Raw genomic sequence first — 19,125 nt, 5'->3', positions numbered from 1 at the left:
CGGAGCCGACCAGGACGGCCTGTCTACGGCGCCTTGGGCGCAGAGCGCCGGGCGGTGATTGCGGTGAGGTCGAGTTCGATGGTGAAGGGGACGGTCACCTTGAGGTCGTCGTGGAAGATGCCGGTGGGCGCGTAAGTGCGCGTCGCGGGTTCGAGTTCGAAGACGTAGACCACCGCGCGGCCCTTGTCGTTCTCCACGCGCCAGTAGTGGCGGATCCCTGCTTTGGCGTACTTGAGAGGCTTGGCCTCCCGGTCGCGGGCCTCGGAATCGGGGGAGACGACCTCGATGGCCAGCACTACGGTTTCTGCGGGGACGCGTGTCTGTCCGGGGTCCAGGATCTCCTCAGAGGGCACGACGATGACGTCGGGCTCGGGCCTGTTCTGTTGGTCGATATCGATGGTGAATTCGCGTAGGACTTCGAGGCCTTCGGAGGCAGCTTCTTCAAGGTGTCGCTCGAAGAAACTGACCGCTCGCGAATGAAAGATGGTCTGCGGACTCACGAAGACAAGGCTCCCGTCGATCAGCTCCGTGTGCGGAGGCAGATTCGGAAGCCGGTCCAGGTCGTCGGCCGTCCAGCCACCCTTGGGCGGGACCGGCCACGTAGGCCCGGAAGCCTCGGGTTCGACGCTCATCAGTGCTCCCATGGGGTGGAGTCTCACCGGGTTGTCCAGCGTATCGAGGAGGAACCCGCAAAGGTGCCCACGCACGTGTGAACGAGTGTCGGAGCCTTGACCCGAGAGGGTGCGTCCGGCGAGGTCACGTGCCGTCCAGCACTCTCCGCACCGCCCGCACCGCCCTCGCCCGGAGTCACCGCGCAGCCGAGATCCGCCCCGTCACCTCGCCCAGGCCCACCTTCGTCCCGTCCGGGCCCGGTGCCCATGCCGAGAGGGTGACCTCGTCGCCGTCTTCGAGGAACGTGCGCTTGCCGTCGGGGAGTTCGAGGGGGTCGCGGCCGTTCCAGGTGATCTCGATCAGGGAGCCGTACTGCCCGGCGGAGGGGCCGCTGACCGTGCCCGAGCCGTACAGGTCACCGGTGCGCAGGGACGCGCCGTTGACCGTCATGTGCGCCAGCTGCTGCGCGGCGGTCCAGTACACGCTGGAGAACGGCGGCTCGGAGATGACCTGGCCGTTGAGGGTCACGGTGATGCGCAGGTCGTAGCCGCCGGGCTCGTCCGCGACCGGCTCCGCGGTGTCGTCCAGGTAGGGCAGCAGCTGGTGCGTGCGCTCCGGGGGCGCGACCCGGGCCGCGTCCAGCGCCTCCAGCGGGGTGATCCACGCGGACACCGAGGTGGCGAAGGACTTGCCGAGGAACGGGCCGAGCGGGACGTACTCCCAGGCCTGGATGTCGCGTGCCGACCAGTCGTTGAGGAGGCACAGTCCGAAGACGTGCTCCCGGAAGTCCGTGAGCGGGACGGGCGTTCCGTGCGTCGAGGGCGCGCCGACGACGAAGCCGACCTCCGCCTCGATGTCGAGCCGGACCGAGGGCCCGAAGACGGGGGCGGTGTCGGCGGGCGTCTTGCGCTGACCCGTCGGACGTACCACCTCCGTTCCTGAGACCACAACGGTGCCGGACCGGCCGTGGTAACCGATGGGCAGATGCTTCCAGTTGGGGGTCAGCGGGCTCGGCGCGTCGGGCCGGAAGATCTGGCCCAGGTGGGTCGCGTGGTGCTCCGACGCGTAGAAGTCGACGTAGTCCGCGACCTCGAAGGGGAGGTGCAGCGTCACTTCGGAGAGGGGGTGCAGCAGGGGGCGTACGACATCGCGGTGGGCCGGGACGGTCACCCACGCCGTCAGGGCGCGCCGCACGTCGGACCAGGCCGTGCGGCCCGCGGCGAGCAGCGGGTTCAGGGTCGGCCGGGCGAGCAGCGACCCGTAGGGGGAGCCGAGCGCGGCGGCTGCGGCGCCCGCGTCCAGGACGTACGAGCCGAGCCGTACCCCGACCCTGCGTTGTTCGTCCCCTTCTCCGGCGAGGGAGAAGACGCCGTAGGGGAGGTTGTGCGGTCCGAAGGGGTCGCCCTCAGGGAGGCCGAAGGGGTCGCCCTCGGGCAGGCCGAAGGGGGCACCGTCGGTCGCGCCGCGGGAGTCTTCGGCGGCCGGGTCGAGCGGGGTCTGCTCGGACATGCGTACCTGCCTCGCTTTCCATAGGGGTGTGCCACACGTTACGTGTGCAGCCCCTGTTGCGGCAGTGCCTAAAGAGTTCGCAATGTCCGAATAAGCCTTGCTGGAGTGGTCAATTCCGGCTTAGCGTCCTTTGGGGGACGCGGACGGGGTGGATCCGGGTCGGTAGGGGGCATACGTGGGGGGACCCGTGGCCAGGACGAGCAGCAGCGCGCGACCCACACCGGACCGGAACGTTCCCGGACTGATCGTGAAGTTCGGCAACTACCCACTGCACCACGGCGGTGTGGGAGCGATTCGCAGCCTCGGCAGGCTCGGCGTGCCCATGTACGCGATCACGGAGGACCGCTATACGCCCGCCGCCGTCTCCCGCCATCTGACGCGGGCCTTCCCCTGGCCGACCACCGGCACCGAAGAGCCGGAACGGCTGGTCGAGGGGCTCCTCCGGATCGGGCGCAGGATCGGCAGGCCGACCGTCCTCATCCCCACCGACGAGGAAGCGGCCGTCCTGATAGCCGAGCACCAGGACGAGCTGTCCGGGACGGGCACCGGATTCGGCGGATTCCTCTTCCCGCGCGTGGAAGCGGAATTACCCCGCCGCCTCGCGAGCAAGCAGGGCCTGCACGAGCTGTGCGTGGAGCACGGCATCACCTCACCCGCCGCGTCGTTCCCCGAAAGCACGGCGGACATAGTGGAGTTCGCCGCCACGGCATGCTTCCCCGTGGTGGCCAAGAATCGCGAGGCGTTCACCCGGCGCAAACGCCCCGCGGTGAACGGCACGACGCGCATAGAGACTCCGGAGGGCCTCCTCACGCTCGCCCGCGACTGGGGAGAGCGGCCCGGCGTGATACTCCAGGAATATCTGCCGCGCGAGCAGGCGGAGGACTGGATCGTGCACGCGTACTTCGACGGGGACTCGGTGCCGCGCGCGATGTTCACGGGCGTCAAGGTCCGCTCCTGGCCGCCGCACGCGGGCATGACGGCGAACGCGTACGTCGTCGACAACCCGGAACTCGCCGACCTCGCCGCGCGTTTCATCAAGCAGATCGGCTTCACCGGCGTCATCGACCTGGACCTGCGCTTCGACCGGCGCGACGGTCAGTACAAACTGCTCGACTTCAACCCCCGCATGGGAGCCCAATTCCGGCTCTTCGAGAGCGAGTCGGGGATAGACGTCATCCGTGCGATGCACCTTGACCTGACAGGGCGTGCCGTCCCGGAGGGGGAACAGCGCGCCGGCCATCGGTACGTCGTGGAGAACATCGACCTCCCCGCCCTGCTCGCCTACCGCCGCAGTGGTTACACCACGCCGCACGCGCCCACCCGCGCGAGCGGCACGGAACTGGCGTGGCTCGCCATGGACGACATGAAGCCGTTCTTCACGATGCTCGCCCGTTTCGTACGGCCAGGGGCGAAGCATCTGTATCAACTGTGGCGGACGCACCGCCGCGGCAGTACGACCACGAAGTAGGCACACGGATGAAGTGACGTCCTGGGGAGGGACTTCGTGATTCAACCGGTAGCAGTCATCGGGGCCGGGCCGTACGGCCTGTCCACCGCTGCCCATCTTCGGGCGCGCGGCATCCCGGTGCGGGTCTTCGGCGAGCCGATGGTGAGTTGGCGCGCCCACATGCCCGAGGGGATGCTGTTGAAGTCGACCCCTGCGGCCTCGAGCATCGACGCGCCGCAGCGCGGCCACACCCTCGCCGACTACTGCGACGCGGCGGGGATCCGCCGTCTCGTCACCGACGAGGACATCATCCCGGTCGAGACCTTCGTCGGGTACGGGGAGTGGTTCCAGCAGAAGCTCGTGCCCGAGCTCGAGCGGGTCAGGGTCGTCTCCGTGGACCGGCGCGGGCCGGGCGGATTCGAGCTGAAGCTGGACTCCGGAGAGCAGTTCACGGCCCGCGCGGTCGTGGTCGCGACCGGCCTCTCGGGCCTTGCCAGGGTGCCGGCCGAGCTGGCCGCCGCCGTGCCGGACGGACCTGCCCCCACGGGCCCTGTCTCGCACAGCTCTCAGCTGCACGACCTGTCCCGCTTCTCGGGCCGCGACCTGATCGTGGTGGGGGCGGGACAGTCCGCCCTGGAGACGGCCGTGCTCGCCGCGGAGGCGGGCGCGCGGGTGCGTGTGGTGGCCCGCGGCAAGGGCGCGGTGGCCTTCGGCGAACCGCCGTGGCGGCAGCCGAAGTTCCGCCCCGAGTCGCCCTTCGGCCGGGCCTGGTCGTTGTACGCGATCAGCTATCACGCCGATCCGTACCGCCATCTGCCGCCCACCGCACGGCACTTCCTGGTCCGGCGGATCCTCGGCCCCCTGGGCGCGTGGTGGCTGTGTGAGCGCTATGAGGGCAAGGTCCAGACCCGCGAGGTGCGCCGCATCAGGACCTCGCACGTGCGGGACGGACAGACCGTCCTGACCGTCGAGACGCCGGGCGGCCGTGTGGCGGAGCTCACCGCGGACCACGTGGTGGCCGCGACGGGTTATCGCGTCGACCTCAAGGCCATGGACTTCCTCGGTCACGAGCTGCGGGCCCGGCTCGCGGTGAGCCGCGGCACACCGAAGCTGGGCGTGGGCTACGAGTCGTCCATACCGGGCCTGTACTTCACCGGAATGCTGGGCGGCTCGTCGTACGGACCGGTGATGCGGTTCGTGTGCGGCACGGAGTTCGCGTCACCGCGGCTGGCGCGACATGTGGCGCGGACGTACGGCTGATCCGAAAGGCGCCGGTACGTCCGGCCGTGACCGGTGTCCTTCCGGAATAAGATCTTCCACTTTCTGGTGAACCGCGGTCGGCACGGCCGCCCCCGGTCCCACTTGAGCCCTGTCAAGCCGCATACGGCAGGGCTCCGGGTCCGTATTCTCTCGATCATGGCCGCTCGGATCGCATATGCCCTTATCGCCACCGACCTGGACGGAACGCTGCTGCGCGGCGACGACACGGTCTCCGACCGGTCGCGGGCCGCGCTCGCGGAGGTGGCGGGCGCGGGGGCCCGCCATCTGGTGGTGACAGGGCGGCCCGCACCGAGAGTCAAGCCCCTGCTGGACGATCTGGGGTACGACGGGCTTGCCGTCTGCGGCCAGGGAGCGCAGCTGTACGACGCGCGCGCGGACCGCATGGAGTGGTCGGTGACCCTCGACCGCGAACTCGCCGAGGCCGCGCTCGGGAAGATCGAGGCGGAGGTCGGGCAGGTCTACGCGGCCGTGGACCAGGACGGCGTGGAGGGGCTCACCCTCATCGAGCCGGGGTACGAGATGCCGCACCCCACGCTGCCCGCGGTGCGCGTGCCCGGCCGCGGAGTGCTCTGGGAGGAGCCCATCAGCAAGGTCCTGCTGCGCCATCCGACGCTGGCGGACGACGAGTTGGCCGCGGTGGCGCGGGACGCCGTGGAGTCACTCGCGACGGTGACGATGTCGGGGCCGGGCACCGTGGAGCTCCAGCCGTGCGGGGTGACCAAGGCGACCGGGCTCGCGCTGGCCGCCGAGCGGCTCGGCCTCACGGCCGCCGACACGGTCGCCTTCGGGGACATGCCCAATGACATCCCCATGTTCGTGTGGGCGGCGCACGGCGTGGCCATGGCCAACGCCCACCATGAACTGAAGGCCGTCGCCGACGAGTTGACCCTGTCGAACGAGGAGGACGGAATCGCCGTCGTACTGGAGAAACTGCTCGGGCACGGCTAGCGCGCCCCTCCCCGCTGCAACAGGCCCCCACGCGCGCGTGCAGGCACTCACCGCGCCGTAACAGACCCCCCACGCGCGCGTGCAGGCGCCCACCGCGCCCGACACGCCCCCGCACCCGCACGCCCAACGAGCCCCGCTCAGCCCGCAGTCCGCCGGATCCGCCGCTCCCACGTCCGATGGAAGACGACCTCGCCGCCGTCCTTGCACACCACCTCGTTCGAGGTGATGAAGTCCGCGGCGTCGCAGGTGATCTCCGAGTGCGTCTCGATCGTGACGTCCCAGGCGAGTTCGGGGCGGTGCAGGCGGATCGTCCAGTCGGAGCGGGTGCGGGCGCTCAGCGGGTCGGACTCGTCGATCGTGTACGTCTCCAGCGCGTCCTCGGTGAATTCGAGGCCGTCGGGGTACACGCGCGTGCCGCCGTAGCGCGGGTCGACCTCCAGGCGCCACTCGCCCTTGGCGACATCGCGTACGACAAGGCGCTCGGGGCGCTGCTCGTCCAGGGTCGCCGGGTAGACCACGCCCAGCGGCTCCGACTGCTCGGGGGCCTCGAAGGTGATGGAGGGGTCCGAGTCGCCCTCGCGCACCGGGAGTTCGAGCGAGCTGCCCACCGGCTCCAGGGTGAAGCCCGCGGAGTCCGCCTGCGGCCAGATCCAGGGCCAGTACGCGGAGGAGACCGCGAGGCGGATGCGGTGGCCCGCGGGGAAGCTGTGGCCGATGCCGTTGAGCTCGAACGTCACGTCCTCGGTGGCGCCGAGCGGCCAGGCGTCCGCGCGGTCCCTGCCGTGGCGTGCGGAGAGGTTGAGCACACCGCGGGTGACCAGCGTGGAGGAGCCGTCCGGGGCCACGTCGCAGACGCGGGCGATCGCCTGCCCGTAGGGGACGTCCATGCGCAGCCGCAGTGTCACCTTCGGGCGCCCGAGGACGCGTACCTCGGAGGGGACCTCGAACTCGAAGCACGCCGACTTCGCGTCCTCGTCCCGCTGGTCGGGCGGCAGGTCGGCGTCGTTGCCGAAGGGGAAGAAGCGGCCCGCGTCCAGGCCCGTGTGCTGCGGGGAGTCGACGATCAGAGGGCTGCCCTGGAGGGCGTACGAGACGGGGGTGACCTTCGGGGAAGGCCATGAGGTGTCGCCCACCCACTGGCCGCTCAGCAGCTCGTAGACCGTGGCGGGCGGATGCGAGTCGCTGATCCAGGAGCGGAGTTTCGGCTCGGCCATGACGCCCGTGTCGATGCCCTTCAGGTGGTGGTCCCACCAGCGCAGCGTCTCCTGGAGGAAGCCGATCGCGGGTCCCGGCGGCAGGCCGCGGTCGGGGTACTGGTGCGACCAGGGGCCGATCAACCCGCGTACGTCGCCGGGCAGATGCTCGACCAGGCGCAGGACCGTGTCGCGGTACGGGTCGTGCCAGCCGCCGACCGCGAGGACCGCCGCGCCGATCGCCGAGTAGTCCTCGCAGACGCTGCCGTGCCGCCAGTAGTCGTCGCGGGTCTGGTGGTCGAGCCAGGTGTGGATGAAGGGTTCGACGGCCGCCAGGCGGGTCAGCCACATCTCGCGCCAGGCCTCGCCGACGAACTGCGGGTCCGGCGGGCGCGCCACGAAGGCGAGCATCGTCGCCGCCCACGTGTGCATGTCCACCGCCAGGACGGAACCACCCATGTAGTGCACGTCGTTGTCATAGCGGTCGTCCGCGGAGCAGACCGTGACGATCGCCTTGAGCGGCTCGGGTGCGAGGGCCGCGATCTGGAGGGAGTTGAAGCCGCCCCAGGAGATGCCGAACATGCCGACCTTGCCGCTCGACCAGTCCTGCGCGGCCAGCCAGTTCACCACCTCGACGCCGTCCGCCAGCTCCTGCGCCGAGTACTCGTCGGTGGGCAGGCCCTCGCTGTTGCCGTGCCCGCGGACGTCGACGCGCACGGAGGCGTAGCCGTGGCCCGCGTACCAGGGGTGGCGCTGCCAGTCGCGCGGTGCCGTCCAGTCGCTCAGCCGGTAGGGGAGGTATTCGAGGAGCACGGGGACGGGCTCGTCGGTCACCGGGCGCCACACGCGCGCGTAGAGCCTGGTTCCGTCGGCGAGGGGTACGCGGATGTCCTCACGAGTGGTCTCGTTCGGGAAGTCGGTCCTGATCTTCGGGGTGTGCGACATGGGAGGAACCTCAGTGGACGGGGTGCATGGTGCGGCGCAGCCAGGGGGCGAGCGCGATGACGGCGATGCCCGCGAGGACCGCGATGCCACCGTTCACGCCGAAGTACGCGGGGTTGGAGACCTCGCCGTACAACTTCACGACCTGCGCCTGGATGCCGTTGGCGAGCGCGAGGGAGAGGAACCAGAGCGCCATGGTCTGGCTGGCGAAGGCCTTCGGGGCGAGCTTCGTGGTGGCCGACATGCCCGAGGTCTCCAGGAGGATGTCGCCGAGCCCGAGCAGCAGGTAGGAGCCGACGATCCACCAGGCGGCCATCTTGTACGTGTCGTCGCTGTGCCCCGAGGTCGGCAGGACCATCAGCAGGAACGACAGACCGCCCAGGATCACGCCGAACGCGATCTTGTTGGAGGCGTGCGGCTGGCGCGGGCCCATCCGCGCCCAGACGGCGGCGACGACGGGGGCGAGCGCGACCTCGAAGGCGCCGAGCGCGGAGGCGTACCAGCTGGCGGGGAAGTGGTAGCCGAGGATCGAGGTCTCGGCGTTCGACGCGGCGAGCAGCATCATCGTCGAGTACGCCTGGAAGAGGATGAAGTTGAAGACCACCGAGGCGAGGAAGAGCACGACGTAGGGCCGCAGCCGGCGCCGCTCCTCGCCCGTGACGCGCGGGCTGCGGAACATCACCGCGAAGTAGACGACCGGCGCGATCACCGAGACGATCGTGAGCAGGTCGACGAAGCGGTCCATGGTCAGCCAGCCGACGGCGGCGAGCAGCCCCGCGACCGCGGCGGCCACGACACAGCCGATGACAATCATCACGACCGCCCGCCGCATCGCGTCCGGGGGCAGCGCGAACTCGGCGGAGGCCTTGCGCCCGGCGAGGTGACGCCGCCCCGCCACGTACTGGATCAGGCCGAACGTCATGCCGATCGCGGCCGCCGAGAAGCCCCAGTGCCAGCCCTTGTGGTCGCCGAGCCAGCCGGTGATCAGCGGGCCCGCGAAGGCGCCGATGTTGATCGCCATGTAGTAGAGCGCGAATCCGGCGTCGCGGCGCTCGTCCTCGGTGCGGTAGAGCTTGCCGACCATCGAGGCGACGTTCGGCTTGAGCAGGCCGGTGCCCGCGCTGATCAGGCCGAGGCCGACCCACGTCATCGTCGGGGTCGGCACCGCCATCGAGTAGTGGCCGCAGGCGATGAGGATGCCGCCCCAGAGCACCGCGCGGTACGAGCCGAGGATGCGGTCGGCGAGCCAGCCGCCCGCCACGGAGACCAGATAGACCAGCGTTCCGTACGCCGCGGAGACCGAGGCGGCCGTGCCCGCATCCATGCCCATGCCGTCGTGTCCGACGGAGTCGGCGAAGTAGAGGACCAGGATGGCCTGCATGCCGAGGAACGAGAATCGCTCCCAGACCTCCAGGCCGGAGAGGGTGAGCAGGCCGCGTGGCTGCCCGAAGAAGGCGTGGTCGTCGCCCGGCGGCGGGTCCGTCGGCGGCTCTGCGGGCGGCTCGTACTCGGCCGCAGTACGGGACAAAGCGGCTGCTCCCGGTCTTTACGGTTCTTCTGGTGCGAGGGGTTCTTCTCGGTCGTATGGACTGATCAAGAACATACCGGGGGAGATTGCAGTCTGCCCGGCCGCGCTTGTTGGAATGGGGCAGGGGCCGCGCGCAGCGCGTCGAGCAGGGTGGCGGCGGGCGACGGGCGGGCAGGTGCTCGCTGTGATCGAAAGTCGACCGGATACGCTGACTTGAGTGATGGCAGCGACACATCGACAAACCGTGTCATCGACCGAGATCCAATGATCGACCGAGTTCGCCATGTGATCGTCAGCAGACAGGAGAACGTCTCGTGACCGTCGTCGGGCCTTTTGGGCTGAGCGTGCGGGACCAGGCTCTCGAAGCCGATGTCCAGGCCGGGTTGGCGGCTGTCGAGGAGGGCCTGCTCGAGGCCACCAAGAGCGAGGTTCCGTTCATCACGGAGGCCGCCCAGCACCTCGTCCGCGCCGGAGGGAAGCGCTTCCGGCCCCTCCTCGTCATGCTCGCCTCCCAGTTCGGCGACCCCTATGCGCCGGGCGTCGTGCCCTCCGCCGTGGTCGTCGAGCTCACGCACCTCGCGACGCTCTATCACGACGACGTGATGGACGAGGCGGACGTGCGCCGTGGCGTCGACAGCGCCAACCAGCGCTGGGGGAACTCGGTCGCCGTCCTGACCGGCGACTTCCTCTTCGCCCGCGCCTCCTACATCCTGGCCGACCTCGGCCCCGAGGCCGTCCGTATCCAGGCGGAGGCCTTCGAGCGCCTGGTCACCGGGCAGATCCTGGAGACGGCGGGGCCGACCGAGGGGCGCGACCCGGTCGACCACTACCTCGACGTGCTCGGTGGCAAGACCGGCTCGCTGGTCGCCGTGGCGTGCCGGTTCGGCGCGATGATGTCGGGCGCGGACGAGACCGTCGTCGACGTCCTGACGCAGTACGGCGAGCGGCTGGGCGTCGCCTTCCAGCTCGCCGACGACGTCCTCGACATCGCGTCCGACTCGCACGAGTCGGGCAAGACGCCGGGCACGGACCTGCGCGAGGGCATCCCCACGCTGCCGGTCCTGCGGCTGCGCGAGCGCGTGGCACGCCTTGGCCTCGCCGAGGACATCGCCCTGAGCGAGCTGCTCGACTCGGACCTCACCGACGACGCGCGGCACGCGGAGGCGCTCGCCCGGCTGCGGGCCCACCCCGCCCTCGAGCAGGCCCGCCGGGACACCGTGCGGTACGCGGAGGAGGCGCGGGCCGCGCTCGTGCCGCTGCCGGAGTGCGACGCGAAGGCGGCCCTCGTGGAGCTCTGCGACCTGGTGGTGCACCGGGCGGGCTGAGGTCCTACCCGGCCCGTCGTCGTGTGACTCGGGTCACATTAACTGCCCTAGATTGGATTGAGTCCAGGCTCGGATCCATTCCGTACCCATGCCCAGAAGCCGACGCAGGCGGCGTCGGCCCGGGTACGGGGAGATCACACACCATGGGCACCTTCACCACTACAGCGAAGAACCGCCGGCGCACCCTGCTCGTCTCCGGCATCGCGGCCGCCGCGGCGGCGGGCCTGGCCGTCGCGGTCCTGCCGGGCATCGCCGAGAGCGACAGCGCGAACGCCACCCGGAGCAGCGGGCAGAGCGGGCACGGCGGGCACGGCGCGCAAGGCGGCGAGGGCGACGCGTCCGTCGGAGTGCAGAGCGGCGGCGCGGGCACCGGGCGCGGCGGCTCGGTCTTCGCGGCGAGCATGAACGGCGCCAACGAGGTGCCGGTGCAGGGCGGGCCCGCGGTCGGCGACAAGGACGGCAGGGCGCTGGAGTTCGTCAGGGTCAAGGGCGACAAGGTGTCCGTCACGGTCAAGTGGCGCGGCACCGGCAGGCCGACCGCCCTCCACATCCATCAGGGGAACAAGGGCGTCAACGGCGGCATCAAGGTCGACTTCACCGGGCTGCTTGCCAAGATCAAGGGCAACAGCGTCACCGGCACCGTCACGGTCGACGACGCCGCCCTGCTCGCCCAGTTGAAGGCGAACCCCCACAGCTTCTACGCCAATCTGCACACCGCCGAGTTCCCCGGCGGCGCGGTCCGCGGCCAGCTCAACAAGGTCGGCGCCGACGTCGACTTCCGCGGCGCCTCGGCCAACTTCCAGGCCTCCGTGGTCCAGGGCAAGCAGATCTACGAGTGCAAGAAGGCCGACGACGGCTCCGGGAAGTTCGCCTTCGCGCAGCGCGACGTACGGGCCCTGCTCGGCGGCGACATCGCGCACCGCTTCACCGCGCCCAACTCGGGGACCCCGCAGTGGGTCGCCCCCGACCGCAGCGGGGTCAGCGCCCAGCTGATCTCCAAGACCCCGAACGGTGCGGGGAACATCCCCGAACTGGACCTCAGGGCCACCCAGATCGGCCGGCGCGGCGGGCTGCTCTCCTCGACGGCGGAGATCCTGCGGCTGAACACGGTCGGCGGCGTCCAGCCGACCGGCAGCTGCACGCCCGGCAAGATCGTGAGCGTGCCCTACCAGGCGGACTACGTGTTCGTGCAGCGCTGATCGTCCGGTCGGGACCCCTGCTGGTCGGCAGGATGCGGCGGCGCCTTCCCCTACGGGTCGGGGGAGGTGCCGCCGCTTCATGTCATCCCAGGGCAGTACGTGGAGTTGCGCCCGGGGTCTGACGCTTCCCGCTGGCCGATTTGGTCGGATAGAAGCCAGCAAGGACCACCACTCCTGACCAATTCGGGTGAGAATGGCGGCGCAGGGTGGACGAGGCACGTACAGGGAAGGCCGCCGCCGACCACGGAGGTAGGGCACACATGGCACCGTACGAACCGGAGCAGGACACCAGCGAGGCGGGGGATCTCCGCGTGGGCCGCCGCAAGGCCGCGCGCTACGTCGTCCCGATCGCGGTGGCGGGGGTGGCGGCGGCGACCATCGGGCTCGTCCCGGCGCTCGCCACCTCGGGCGACCCCGACCTGCCGAAGATCTCCGCACAGGAACTCGTCGAGAAGATCGCCGCGTCGGACACGCAGCAGCTGTCCGGCAACGTCAAGATCAGCACCGATCTGGGTCTGCCCTCGGTCGGCGGTTTCGCGGGCGGCTTCGCCGGCGGCGGTGGCGGGGACCGGGGTGAGGACGGCGGGGGTTCGGCCGCCGATCCCAAGTCGAAGCTGATGGAGCTCGCCTCGGGCACGCACACGCTGCGCGTCGCGGCCGACGGCCCCGACAAGCAGAAGGTGTCCGTCCTCGACGACGCCGCCGAGTACAGCCTGATCCACAACGGCGACGAGCTGTGGGCCTACGACAGCGCGTCGAACGAGGCGTACCACGCCAAGGACGCCGGGGCGGCCGCGAGCAAGGGCGCAGGCAAGGACGCGGCCAAGGACCTCCCCAAGGACGTCCCCGCCACCCCCAAGGACTTCGCCGAGCAGGCGCTCAAGGCCGTCGACTCCACGACGTCCGTGAAGGTCGACGGCACCGCGCAGATCGCGGGCCGCGACGCGTACCGCCTGGTGATCAAGCCGAAGCAGTCGGGCTCGACGGTCGGCCGGATCACCGTCGCGGTGGACGCCAAGACGGGCACGCCGCTCAAGTTCACCCTGACCCCGTCCTCCGGCGGCGCGGCCGTCGTCGACGCGGGCTTCACCAAGGTCGACTTCGGCAAGCCGTCCGCGGCCACCTTCGACTTCACGCCGCCCAAGGGTGCGAAGGTCACCGAGGCCGATGAACACGCGGACCGGAGCGGTGACTTCAAGGGCAAGGACCAGCTCAAGGGCAAGGACCAGTTCACGGCAGACGGCCTGGACGGTCTGAACGTCATCGGTGAGGGCTGGAACTCCATCGCCGAGCTGAAGCTGCCGGGCGGCCAGGGCCTGCCGACGGCCGGTTCGGGCGACGTGTCGCCGGACGCGCAGAAGCTGCTCGACTCCCTGGGCGACCAGGTCAACGGCAAGTTCGGCTCGGGCACGGTCTTCTCGACCCGCCTGATCAACGCCCTGGTCACGGACGACGGCAAGGTCTACGTGGGCGCGGTCACCAAGGACGCGCTCGTGAAGGCGGCGGGCCGCTAGGGGCACCGCGTACGAGACGTACGACACGTACGAGGCGTACGGAGCAGGATCGGCGGGCCGGGGGCGAGGCAGCCCTCGGTCCGCTCGGCGATCGTCGGGGCATGGTTCGGGTGAGGGGGAGGAATCGGTGCCAGGCACCATCGGGGGAACGTCAGGGCCACGCGAGGCACCGAGTGTGATCGAGACGCACGCGCTCACCAAGCGCTACGGCAAGCACCTCGCCGTCGACCGCCTCGACCTCACCGTTCCCGAAGGCAGCGTCTTCGGATTCCTCGGGCCGAACGGCTCGGGCAAGACGACCACCATCCGCATGCTGATGGGCCTCATCGAGCCGACGTCGGGCCGCGCCCAGGTTCTCGGCCGCCCCATGCCGCGCGCCACGCGCACCGTGCTGCCGCAGGTGGGCGCGCTGATCGAGGGCCCGGCCCTCTACGGCTTCCTGTCCGGCCGCGACAACCTCCTCCGGTACGACTCCGCCGACCCGACCGCCGATCCGCGCACCCGGCGGACCCGGGCCGAGGCGGCGCTCGACCGGGTCGGGCTCACCGCGGCCGCGGGCAAGAAGGCGAAGGCGTACTCCCTGGGCATGAAGCAGCGCCTGGGGCTCGCGGCCGCACTGCTGCAGCCGCGCAGACTGCTCGTGCTGGACGAGCCGACCAACGGACTCGACCCGCAGGGCATGCGGGAGATCCGCACGCTGGTGCGGGAGTTGGCGGCGGAGGGCACGACCGTCTTCCTCTCCTCGCACCTCCTCGACGAGATCGAGCAGGTCTGCACGCACGCGGCCGTGATGACCCGGGGCCGCCTCATCACCCAGGGCCCGGTCGCCGACCTCGCCGCGGGCGCGCGCGGGCGGCTCGTCGTGACGACACCGGACCCGGGCGAGGCGGCCCGCGTCCTGAAGGAGTGGGGCACGACGGACCTCGTCGTGACGGAGGACCGGGTGACGGGCGAGCCGCCGGGACAGGACGTGGAGCTCGCCGATCTGAATGCCGCGCTGGTCGGCGCGGGCGTGCGCGTCCGGGGCTTCGGGCTCGAACGGGCCTCCCTGGAGGACGCGTTCGTCGCCCTGACGGGAGAGGGATTCGATGTCGCGGGCTGAGGCCACGGACGCAACAGAGGCCAGGGACGCAACGGCGGTACGGGCGGCGGAGCCGCGGCTGATGTGGACCCTCGGCCTGTTCCGCAGCGAACTCTCGATCACCTTCCGCCGCTGGCGGACGCTCGCCCTGCTCGGCGTGCTGGCCGCCGTGCCGATCCTCGTCGGGGCCGCGGTCAAGATCGAGACGAGCGACGGCTCCACGATCGGCGGGGGCGGCGAGGGCGGCGGGCCCGCCTTCATCGCGCAGGTCACCAACAACGGCCTGTTCCTGGTGTTCACGGCGCTCGCCGCGACCCTGCCGTTCTTCCTGCCGATGGCGATCGGCGTCATCGCGGGCGACGCGATCGCGGGCGAGGCGAACGCGGGCACGCTGCGCTATCTGCTCGTCGCCCCCGCGGGACGCACCCGTCTGCTCCTCGCCAAGTACGCGACCACGCTGACGTTCTGCCTGGTCGCGACCCTGGTCGTCGCCCTGTCCGCGCTCGCGACCGGCGCGCTGCTCTTCCCGCTCGGCGAGGTCACCACGATCTCCGGCACCCGGATGAGCTTCGGGGACGGGCTGCTGCGGGCCCTGCTGATCGCGCTCGTCGTCGCCGCTTCACTGATCGGCGTGGCGGCGCTCGGCCTCTTCGTGTCGACGCTCACCAGCAGCGGCATCGCGGCGATGGCGACGACCGTCGGCCTGCTGATCACGGTCCAGATCCTGGACCAGATCCCCCAACTGCACGGACTCCACCCGTACTTCTTCTCGCACTACTGGCTGTCCTTCGCGGACCTGATGCGCGAGCCGATCTACTGGGACGACCTCATCAAGAACCTGCAGATGCAGGGGATCTACGCGGCCGTGTTCGGGTCGGCGGCGTGGGCGCGGTTCGGGGCGAAGGACGTCCTGGCGTAACTACGCCCGGTCGTACGGGAAGCGGGCCAGCGGCGGCTCCTGCGCGAAGAACGTCTTGGCGCGCGCCAGGGCGGTGTCGTCCTTGAGCACCTGGCCCGGCCGGGTGCCGTTGCCGAGCAGGACGCCGCCGAAGCGCATCGGGAAGAAGGCGGCGGTGTGGTTGAGCGTGCCGATCAGCGGCTCGGCCACCTCCTCCTCGCGGTGCGCGAGCGCCGTCACGCCCCACAGGGTGCGGCCTTCGAGGGTGTTCTTGAAGTCGGCGTCCGGGGTCTCCAGCCACGCGTCCCAGTAGTCGAGGTAGCGCTTGACGTTGGACGAGAGCGAGTACCAGTACAGGGGCGAGACGATCACGATGTCTGTGGCCTCGAGGGTGGCGTCCAGGAGCAGCGCCTCGTTGTCCCCGACGGGCCGGGGGCGGGCGCGCGGGCCGGTCTCGTCGTGCCGCAGGTCCTCGAAGTCGGGCAGCGGCAGCTCCGCCAGGTTCAGCCAGCGCTGCTCGACGTCCGAGGGCAGCTGCTCGGCGGCCTTGCGGGCCAGGATCTCGGAGTTGCCTCCGGGGCGCGCGCTGCCGAGGGCGAAGAGGAACGTGCGGGTCATGGGAATCCCCTCTGGGTACGGCGATTGCTTGCGCGTGCACTATATGCATGCGCAAGCAATCGCGTCCAGGGGCGAATGTGCTCCCTACGGAGACGGCTCTCTGCAGAAACGGTCTCTACGGAGGCGGTGCCTACGGAGACGGTGTCTACGGAGTCGGACTCCTACGAGGACAGCCCCCACACCGCGTACGCCACCGCGTCGCTGTTGCGGTCGAGCGCGGTCGCGTCGAGGTTCGACTCGTCGTCGCAGGACGAGTGGTAGCACTTGTCGAACGGCTCGCCCGCCGTGCCGCCCCACTTCTCCGCCTGCGCCGCCGACTTGGTGGTCTCGGCGCCGGTGAACAGACCGCCGACCGGGACGCCCGCCTGCTGGAACGGGGCGTGGTCGGAGCGGCCGTCGCCCTCGTCGTCCGGCTCCGTGGTGATGTTCTGGCCCGCGTAGTAGTCCTTGAACGTCTTCTCGATGGTGGGGTCGTCGTCGTAGACGAAGTAGCCCGTGTTCGGGGAGGCGATCATGTCGAAGTTCAGATAGCCGCTGATCTTCGAGCGGTCGGCCGCGGGCAGCTTCTCGACGTAGTGCGAGGAGCCGACCAGGCCGATCTCCTCCGCGCCCCACCAGGCGAACCGCAGGTGCTTGGTGGGCTTGTACTGCTCGCGGGCCACCGTGAGCGCGGTCTCCAGGACGGCGGCGGAGCCCGAGCCGTTGTCGTTGATGCCGGGGCCGTCGGAGACGCTGTCGAGGTGGGCGCCGGCCATGACGATCTTGCCGTCGTCGCCGCCGGGCCAGTCGGCGATCAGGTTGTAGCCCGTGTCGCCGCCCGCCGTGAACTCCTGGACGGAGGTGGTGAATCCGGCCTCGTCGAGCTTGCCCTTCAGATAGTCGATGGACGCCTTGTACCCGGCGCTTCCGTGGGCACGGTTGCCGCCGTTGGCGCTCGCGATGGACTGCAGCTCGGAGAGGTGGGCCTTGACGTTGGCGACGGGGATGTCGGGTGCGGCGGCCGCCTTGGCGGACGTCGTGGGGGACGTCGCGGTGGGCGGGGCCGCGTTGGATATCGCGCTCGTGGTGAGGAGTCCGGCGACGGCCAGGACTGCGGCCGCCGCGGTACGTCCGGGAACGGAGAGTTTCATGTGGGGGCTCCGGTTTCCGTGTTCCGTATTCCGTTTTGTGTGGGGTGACGCGCTCGTATGGCGTACGAGTTCGAGTGCGCCTGATGGTGCGGGTGGGGTCGCGGTGGCGTCAAGAGCGCACACCGGGCGGCGAGTTACGGATATCGGGCGCGATCGGTGTCCCTGGGCGTACATGCACGACCCAGCCGGGAGCGTAGGTGTGCGGCACGACGTGGCGCGGCCAGTCGCGGGCCCAGCGCGGGGGAGCGGCCTCGCGGAGCACCAGGGCGCTGGGGCGGCGCGGATCGTCGTGCCCTGCGGGATCGCAGCGCGCGGCGTACGCGATGGGGATCACGGAGGTGTTCCCGCGCAGGACGCAGCGCGGGGGCGCGCCGCTCCCGTCTCTCCCGCCGTTCTTGGTGCGGCCGCCGCCGACACCGTGTGCGTTCAGCACCTCGGCGACCCGCGCCCAGTCGTCGCGGGCGCCCGACTGGATCCTGGAGTTGCCGTGGACGAGGAGGAGTTGGGCGACGAGATGGCCGGTGAGGGCGAGGGCGAGAACGGCGGGGAGTACGACACCCGCCGCGCGCCGCCGTCCGGGAGTGCGGGCGAGTCCGGCCACGGCGAGCAGCCCCGTCGCCGCGGTGGGGGCGAGGAGGGCGTGGGCGGGGAGCAGGAAGCGCGGGGCCGCGTAGGGGACGAGGAGGAGGTAGGGGAGGGCTACGGAGAGGGCCGTGCCGAGGGCGAGCGCATGGGCGGGGAGGACGTCGGGCGCCCGGCGGCGGAGGGTCCAGAGCCCCGCGGCCACCAGGAGCGGCAGGAGGACCCACCATTGCGCCGGCACGAGCCGGATGCCGTCGCCGTCGCAGGGGCGGCAGAGCAACGGGCCGTCCAGGACCGTGAGATGGTGCACGAACGAGAGCAAGGGACGTAGATCTCCCTGCACTTCGCTGGCCCGCGCGAGCCGTTCACGGACCCCGCCGAACCGGACGTACGCCTCGACGATCCAGGGCAGCGCCCCCGCCCCGAGCCCGCCGAGCACGGCCAGGACACGGCCGCGCCCGCGCCAGGCCCGGACCAGCAGGGCGGCGAGCAGGAGGGGCGCGGCGACGGCGGCGCCGTCATTGGGTCGCATCAGGGTGGCCAGGGCGAGCCAGGCGGCGATCCCCGCGTACGTCGCGGCAGTCGGCCGGGCCCGCAGGAAGAGGCCGACCGCCCCGACGGCGCCCATGGCCGTGTAGTGGTTGGGCATCGCGGCGCTCGCGTAGAACAGCGCGACCCACAGGCAGCCGTACAGACCGGCGGCCACGGCGGCCGCCGACGGCCGGTGCGCCGCGCGCAGCCATGGACGGAACCCCAGGTAGAGCGCGGCGGTCGAGAGCAGCGTCAGCCAGAGCCTGAGCAGGACGACCGAGTCGCTCCAGGAGGCCACGGGCGCGATGAGGAACGGGACGCCGCGGGTGCGGGGCGCGCTGAAGGGGGTGGCGGGCGCGTGCGAGGAGAAGCGGGAGGCGTAGACGAGTTCGTCCCAGCCGAGGGGCAGGGTGGGCGGGACCAGGGCCAGGGAGAGCAGGGCGAAGACGGCGCAGACGGCGAGGAGAAGACGGTGGGCGCGGGCACCGGCCGGCGGCGCGGGGCCTTCGCCGCCGCGCGGGGCCGGGGTCGCGTCTCTCGGCGGCATGCGGGGCGAACTCCCTCGTCGACGGGTGTCCTCGCTGATGGGGTGTCTGTCATCGACAGCTTGCCATCGAGAGCTTCCTGAAGTGGTGATCCGGGAAGAGGCGATGCGGGAAGAGGCGATCCGGGAAGAGGCGATCCGGCCGCCTTTCTGGCTGACCCAAAGGTAAGTACGCACTATTTAGTGGGTACTTGAGGAATTCGGCGCGCCCGTCCGAGCATGAGGAAGCGCCGCCCCCGTAAC

15 protein-coding genes are annotated in these 19,125 nt (G+C 70.8%); 8 read left to right on the top strand and 7 right to left on the bottom strand.

Annotated elements, in window-relative coordinates; translation table 11 throughout:
- Positions 1–23: 23 nt before the first annotated feature.
- Together ACFWZ2_RS23215 and fahA are read right to left on the bottom strand one after the other, a co-directional pair.
- Positions 24–632, bottom strand: a complete 609-nt coding sequence (locus ACFWZ2_RS23215) for a Uma2 family endonuclease (protein ID WP_384548544.1) — start codon at positions 630–632, stop codon at positions 24–26.
- 175 nt (positions 633–807) lie between these two features.
- Entirely contained in the window at positions 808–2,121 is a 1,314-nt protein-coding gene (gene fahA / locus ACFWZ2_RS23210; RefSeq protein WP_384548542.1) for a fumarylacetoacetase, read from the bottom strand.
- Positions 2,122–2,308: 187 nt separating this feature from the next.
- Here fahA and ACFWZ2_RS23205 point away from each other — a divergent pair, with 187 nt between their 5' ends.
- The 3 genes from ACFWZ2_RS23205 to ACFWZ2_RS23195 all read left to right on the top strand — a co-directional run bounded on the left by ACFWZ2_RS23205 (position 2,309) and on the right by ACFWZ2_RS23195 (position 5,797).
- Entirely contained in the window at positions 2,309–3,589 is a 1,281-nt protein-coding gene (locus ACFWZ2_RS23205; RefSeq protein WP_384548540.1) for an ATP-grasp domain-containing protein, read from the top strand.
- Positions 3,590–3,625: 36 nt separating this feature from the next.
- Complete coding sequence (locus ACFWZ2_RS23200) at positions 3,626–4,828, top strand: NAD(P)-binding domain-containing protein (protein ID WP_384548539.1); 1,203 nt, start codon at positions 3,626–3,628, stop codon at positions 4,826–4,828.
- Positions 4,829–4,984: 156 nt separating this feature from the next.
- Entirely contained in the window at positions 4,985–5,797 is an 813-nt protein-coding gene (locus ACFWZ2_RS23195; RefSeq protein ID WP_384548537.1) for an HAD family hydrolase, read from the top strand.
- 137 nt (positions 5,798–5,934) lie between these two features.
- Here the strand turns inward: ACFWZ2_RS23195 and ACFWZ2_RS23190 are convergent, their stop codons facing one another.
- Both ACFWZ2_RS23190 and ACFWZ2_RS23185 read right to left on the bottom strand, forming a co-directional pair.
- Positions 5,935–7,935, bottom strand: coding sequence for a CocE/NonD family hydrolase (locus ACFWZ2_RS23190; RefSeq protein ID WP_384548535.1), 2,001 nt, complete (start codon positions 7,933–7,935; stop codon positions 5,935–5,937).
- Between the two features lie 10 nt (positions 7,936–7,945).
- Positions 7,946–9,460, bottom strand: a complete 1,515-nt coding sequence (locus ACFWZ2_RS23185; RefSeq protein WP_384548533.1) for a peptide MFS transporter — start codon at positions 9,458–9,460, stop codon at positions 7,946–7,948.
- A 314-nt stretch (positions 9,461–9,774) separates the two neighbouring features.
- Between ACFWZ2_RS23185 and ACFWZ2_RS23180 the strand changes: the two genes are divergently transcribed.
- The 5 genes from ACFWZ2_RS23180 (at position 9,775) to ACFWZ2_RS23160 (ending at position 15,498) form a co-directional block, all read left to right on the top strand.
- The gene (locus tag ACFWZ2_RS23180; RefSeq protein ID WP_384548531.1) at positions 9,775–10,785 is read left to right on the top strand and encodes a polyprenyl synthetase family protein; all 1,011 of its coding nucleotides are present in this window, start codon (positions 9,775–9,777) and stop codon (positions 10,783–10,785) included.
- Between the two features lie 143 nt (positions 10,786–10,928).
- Positions 10,929–11,984 carry a CHRD domain-containing protein gene (locus ACFWZ2_RS23175; protein WP_384548529.1) on the top strand — a complete coding sequence of 352 codons (1,056 nt, stop codon included), beginning with the start codon at positions 10,929–10,931 and terminating at the stop codon, positions 11,982–11,984.
- Positions 11,985–12,244: 260 nt separating this feature from the next.
- Positions 12,245–13,498 carry an outer membrane lipoprotein carrier protein LolA gene (locus ACFWZ2_RS23170; protein WP_384548527.1) on the top strand — a complete coding sequence of 418 codons (1,254 nt, stop codon included), beginning with the start codon at positions 12,245–12,247 and terminating at the stop codon, positions 13,496–13,498.
- Between the two features lie 127 nt (positions 13,499–13,625).
- A complete protein-coding gene (locus ACFWZ2_RS23165) occupies positions 13,626–14,600 on the top strand; it encodes an ABC transporter ATP-binding protein (RefSeq protein ID WP_384548525.1) in 975 nt (324 codons plus the stop codon).
- Positions 14,587–15,498: an ABC transporter permease gene (locus ACFWZ2_RS23160; protein WP_384548524.1), complete on the top strand. Its 912-nt coding sequence runs from the start codon at positions 14,587–14,589 to the stop codon at positions 15,496–15,498. Before ACFWZ2_RS23165 ends, ACFWZ2_RS23160 begins: the two co-directional genes overlap by 14 nt.
- On the opposite strand, the gene ACFWZ2_RS23155 is transcribed toward ACFWZ2_RS23160, so the two are convergent.
- From ACFWZ2_RS23155 to ACFWZ2_RS23145, 3 genes are all read right to left on the bottom strand, one after another.
- Positions 15,499–16,095, bottom strand: a complete 597-nt coding sequence (locus ACFWZ2_RS23155) for a flavodoxin family protein (protein WP_384548522.1) — start codon at positions 16,093–16,095, stop codon at positions 15,499–15,501.
- A gap of 161 nt (positions 16,096–16,256) precedes the next feature.
- Complete coding sequence (locus ACFWZ2_RS23150) at positions 16,257–17,225, bottom strand: M28 family metallopeptidase (protein ID WP_384548520.1); 969 nt, start codon at positions 17,223–17,225, stop codon at positions 16,257–16,259.
- Between the two features lie 109 nt (positions 17,226–17,334).
- Positions 17,335–18,885 carry a hypothetical protein gene (locus ACFWZ2_RS23145; protein ID WP_384548518.1) on the bottom strand — a complete coding sequence of 517 codons (1,551 nt, stop codon included), beginning with the start codon at positions 18,883–18,885 and terminating at the stop codon, positions 17,335–17,337.
- Positions 18,886–19,125: the final 240 nt, after the last annotated feature.

This window comes from Streptomyces sp. NPDC059002 (assembly GCF_042740435.1).
GTDB lineage: Bacteria > Actinomycetota > Actinomycetes > Streptomycetales > Streptomycetaceae > Streptomyces.
This window is presented reverse-complemented; position numbering and strand designations above follow the sequence as displayed.

Bases quoted from the DNA above. Each gene is read 5' to 3' on its own strand.
- ACFWZ2_RS23195 (WP_384548537.1), top strand. From the start codon at position 4,985: ATGGCCGCTCGGATCGCATATGCCCTTATCGCCACCGACCTGGACGGA.
- fahA (WP_384548542.1), bottom strand. From the start codon at position 2,121: ATGTCCGAGCAGACCCCGCTCGACCCGGCCGCCGAAGACTCCCGCGGC.
- ACFWZ2_RS23175 (WP_384548529.1), top strand. From the start codon at position 10,929: ATGGGCACCTTCACCACTACAGCGAAGAACCGCCGGCGCACCCTGCTC.
- ACFWZ2_RS23150 (WP_384548520.1), bottom strand. From the start codon at position 17,225: ATGAAACTCTCCGTTCCCGGACGTACCGCGGCGGCCGCAGTCCTGGCC.
- ACFWZ2_RS23155 (WP_384548522.1), bottom strand. From the start codon at position 16,095: ATGACCCGCACGTTCCTCTTCGCCCTCGGCAGCGCGCGCCCCGGAGGC.
- ACFWZ2_RS23145 (WP_384548518.1), bottom strand. From the start codon at position 18,885: ATGCCGCCGAGAGACGCGACCCCGGCCCCGCGCGGCGGCGAAGGCCCC.
- ACFWZ2_RS23170 (WP_384548527.1), top strand. From the start codon at position 12,245: ATGGCACCGTACGAACCGGAGCAGGACACCAGCGAGGCGGGGGATCTC.
- ACFWZ2_RS23160 (WP_384548524.1), top strand. From the start codon at position 14,587: ATGTCGCGGGCTGAGGCCACGGACGCAACAGAGGCCAGGGACGCAACG.
- ACFWZ2_RS23190 (WP_384548535.1), bottom strand. From the start codon at position 7,935: ATGTCGCACACCCCGAAGATCAGGACCGACTTCCCGAACGAGACCACT.
- ACFWZ2_RS23215 (WP_384548544.1), bottom strand. From the start codon at position 632: ATGAGCGTCGAACCCGAGGCTTCCGGGCCTACGTGGCCGGTCCCGCCC.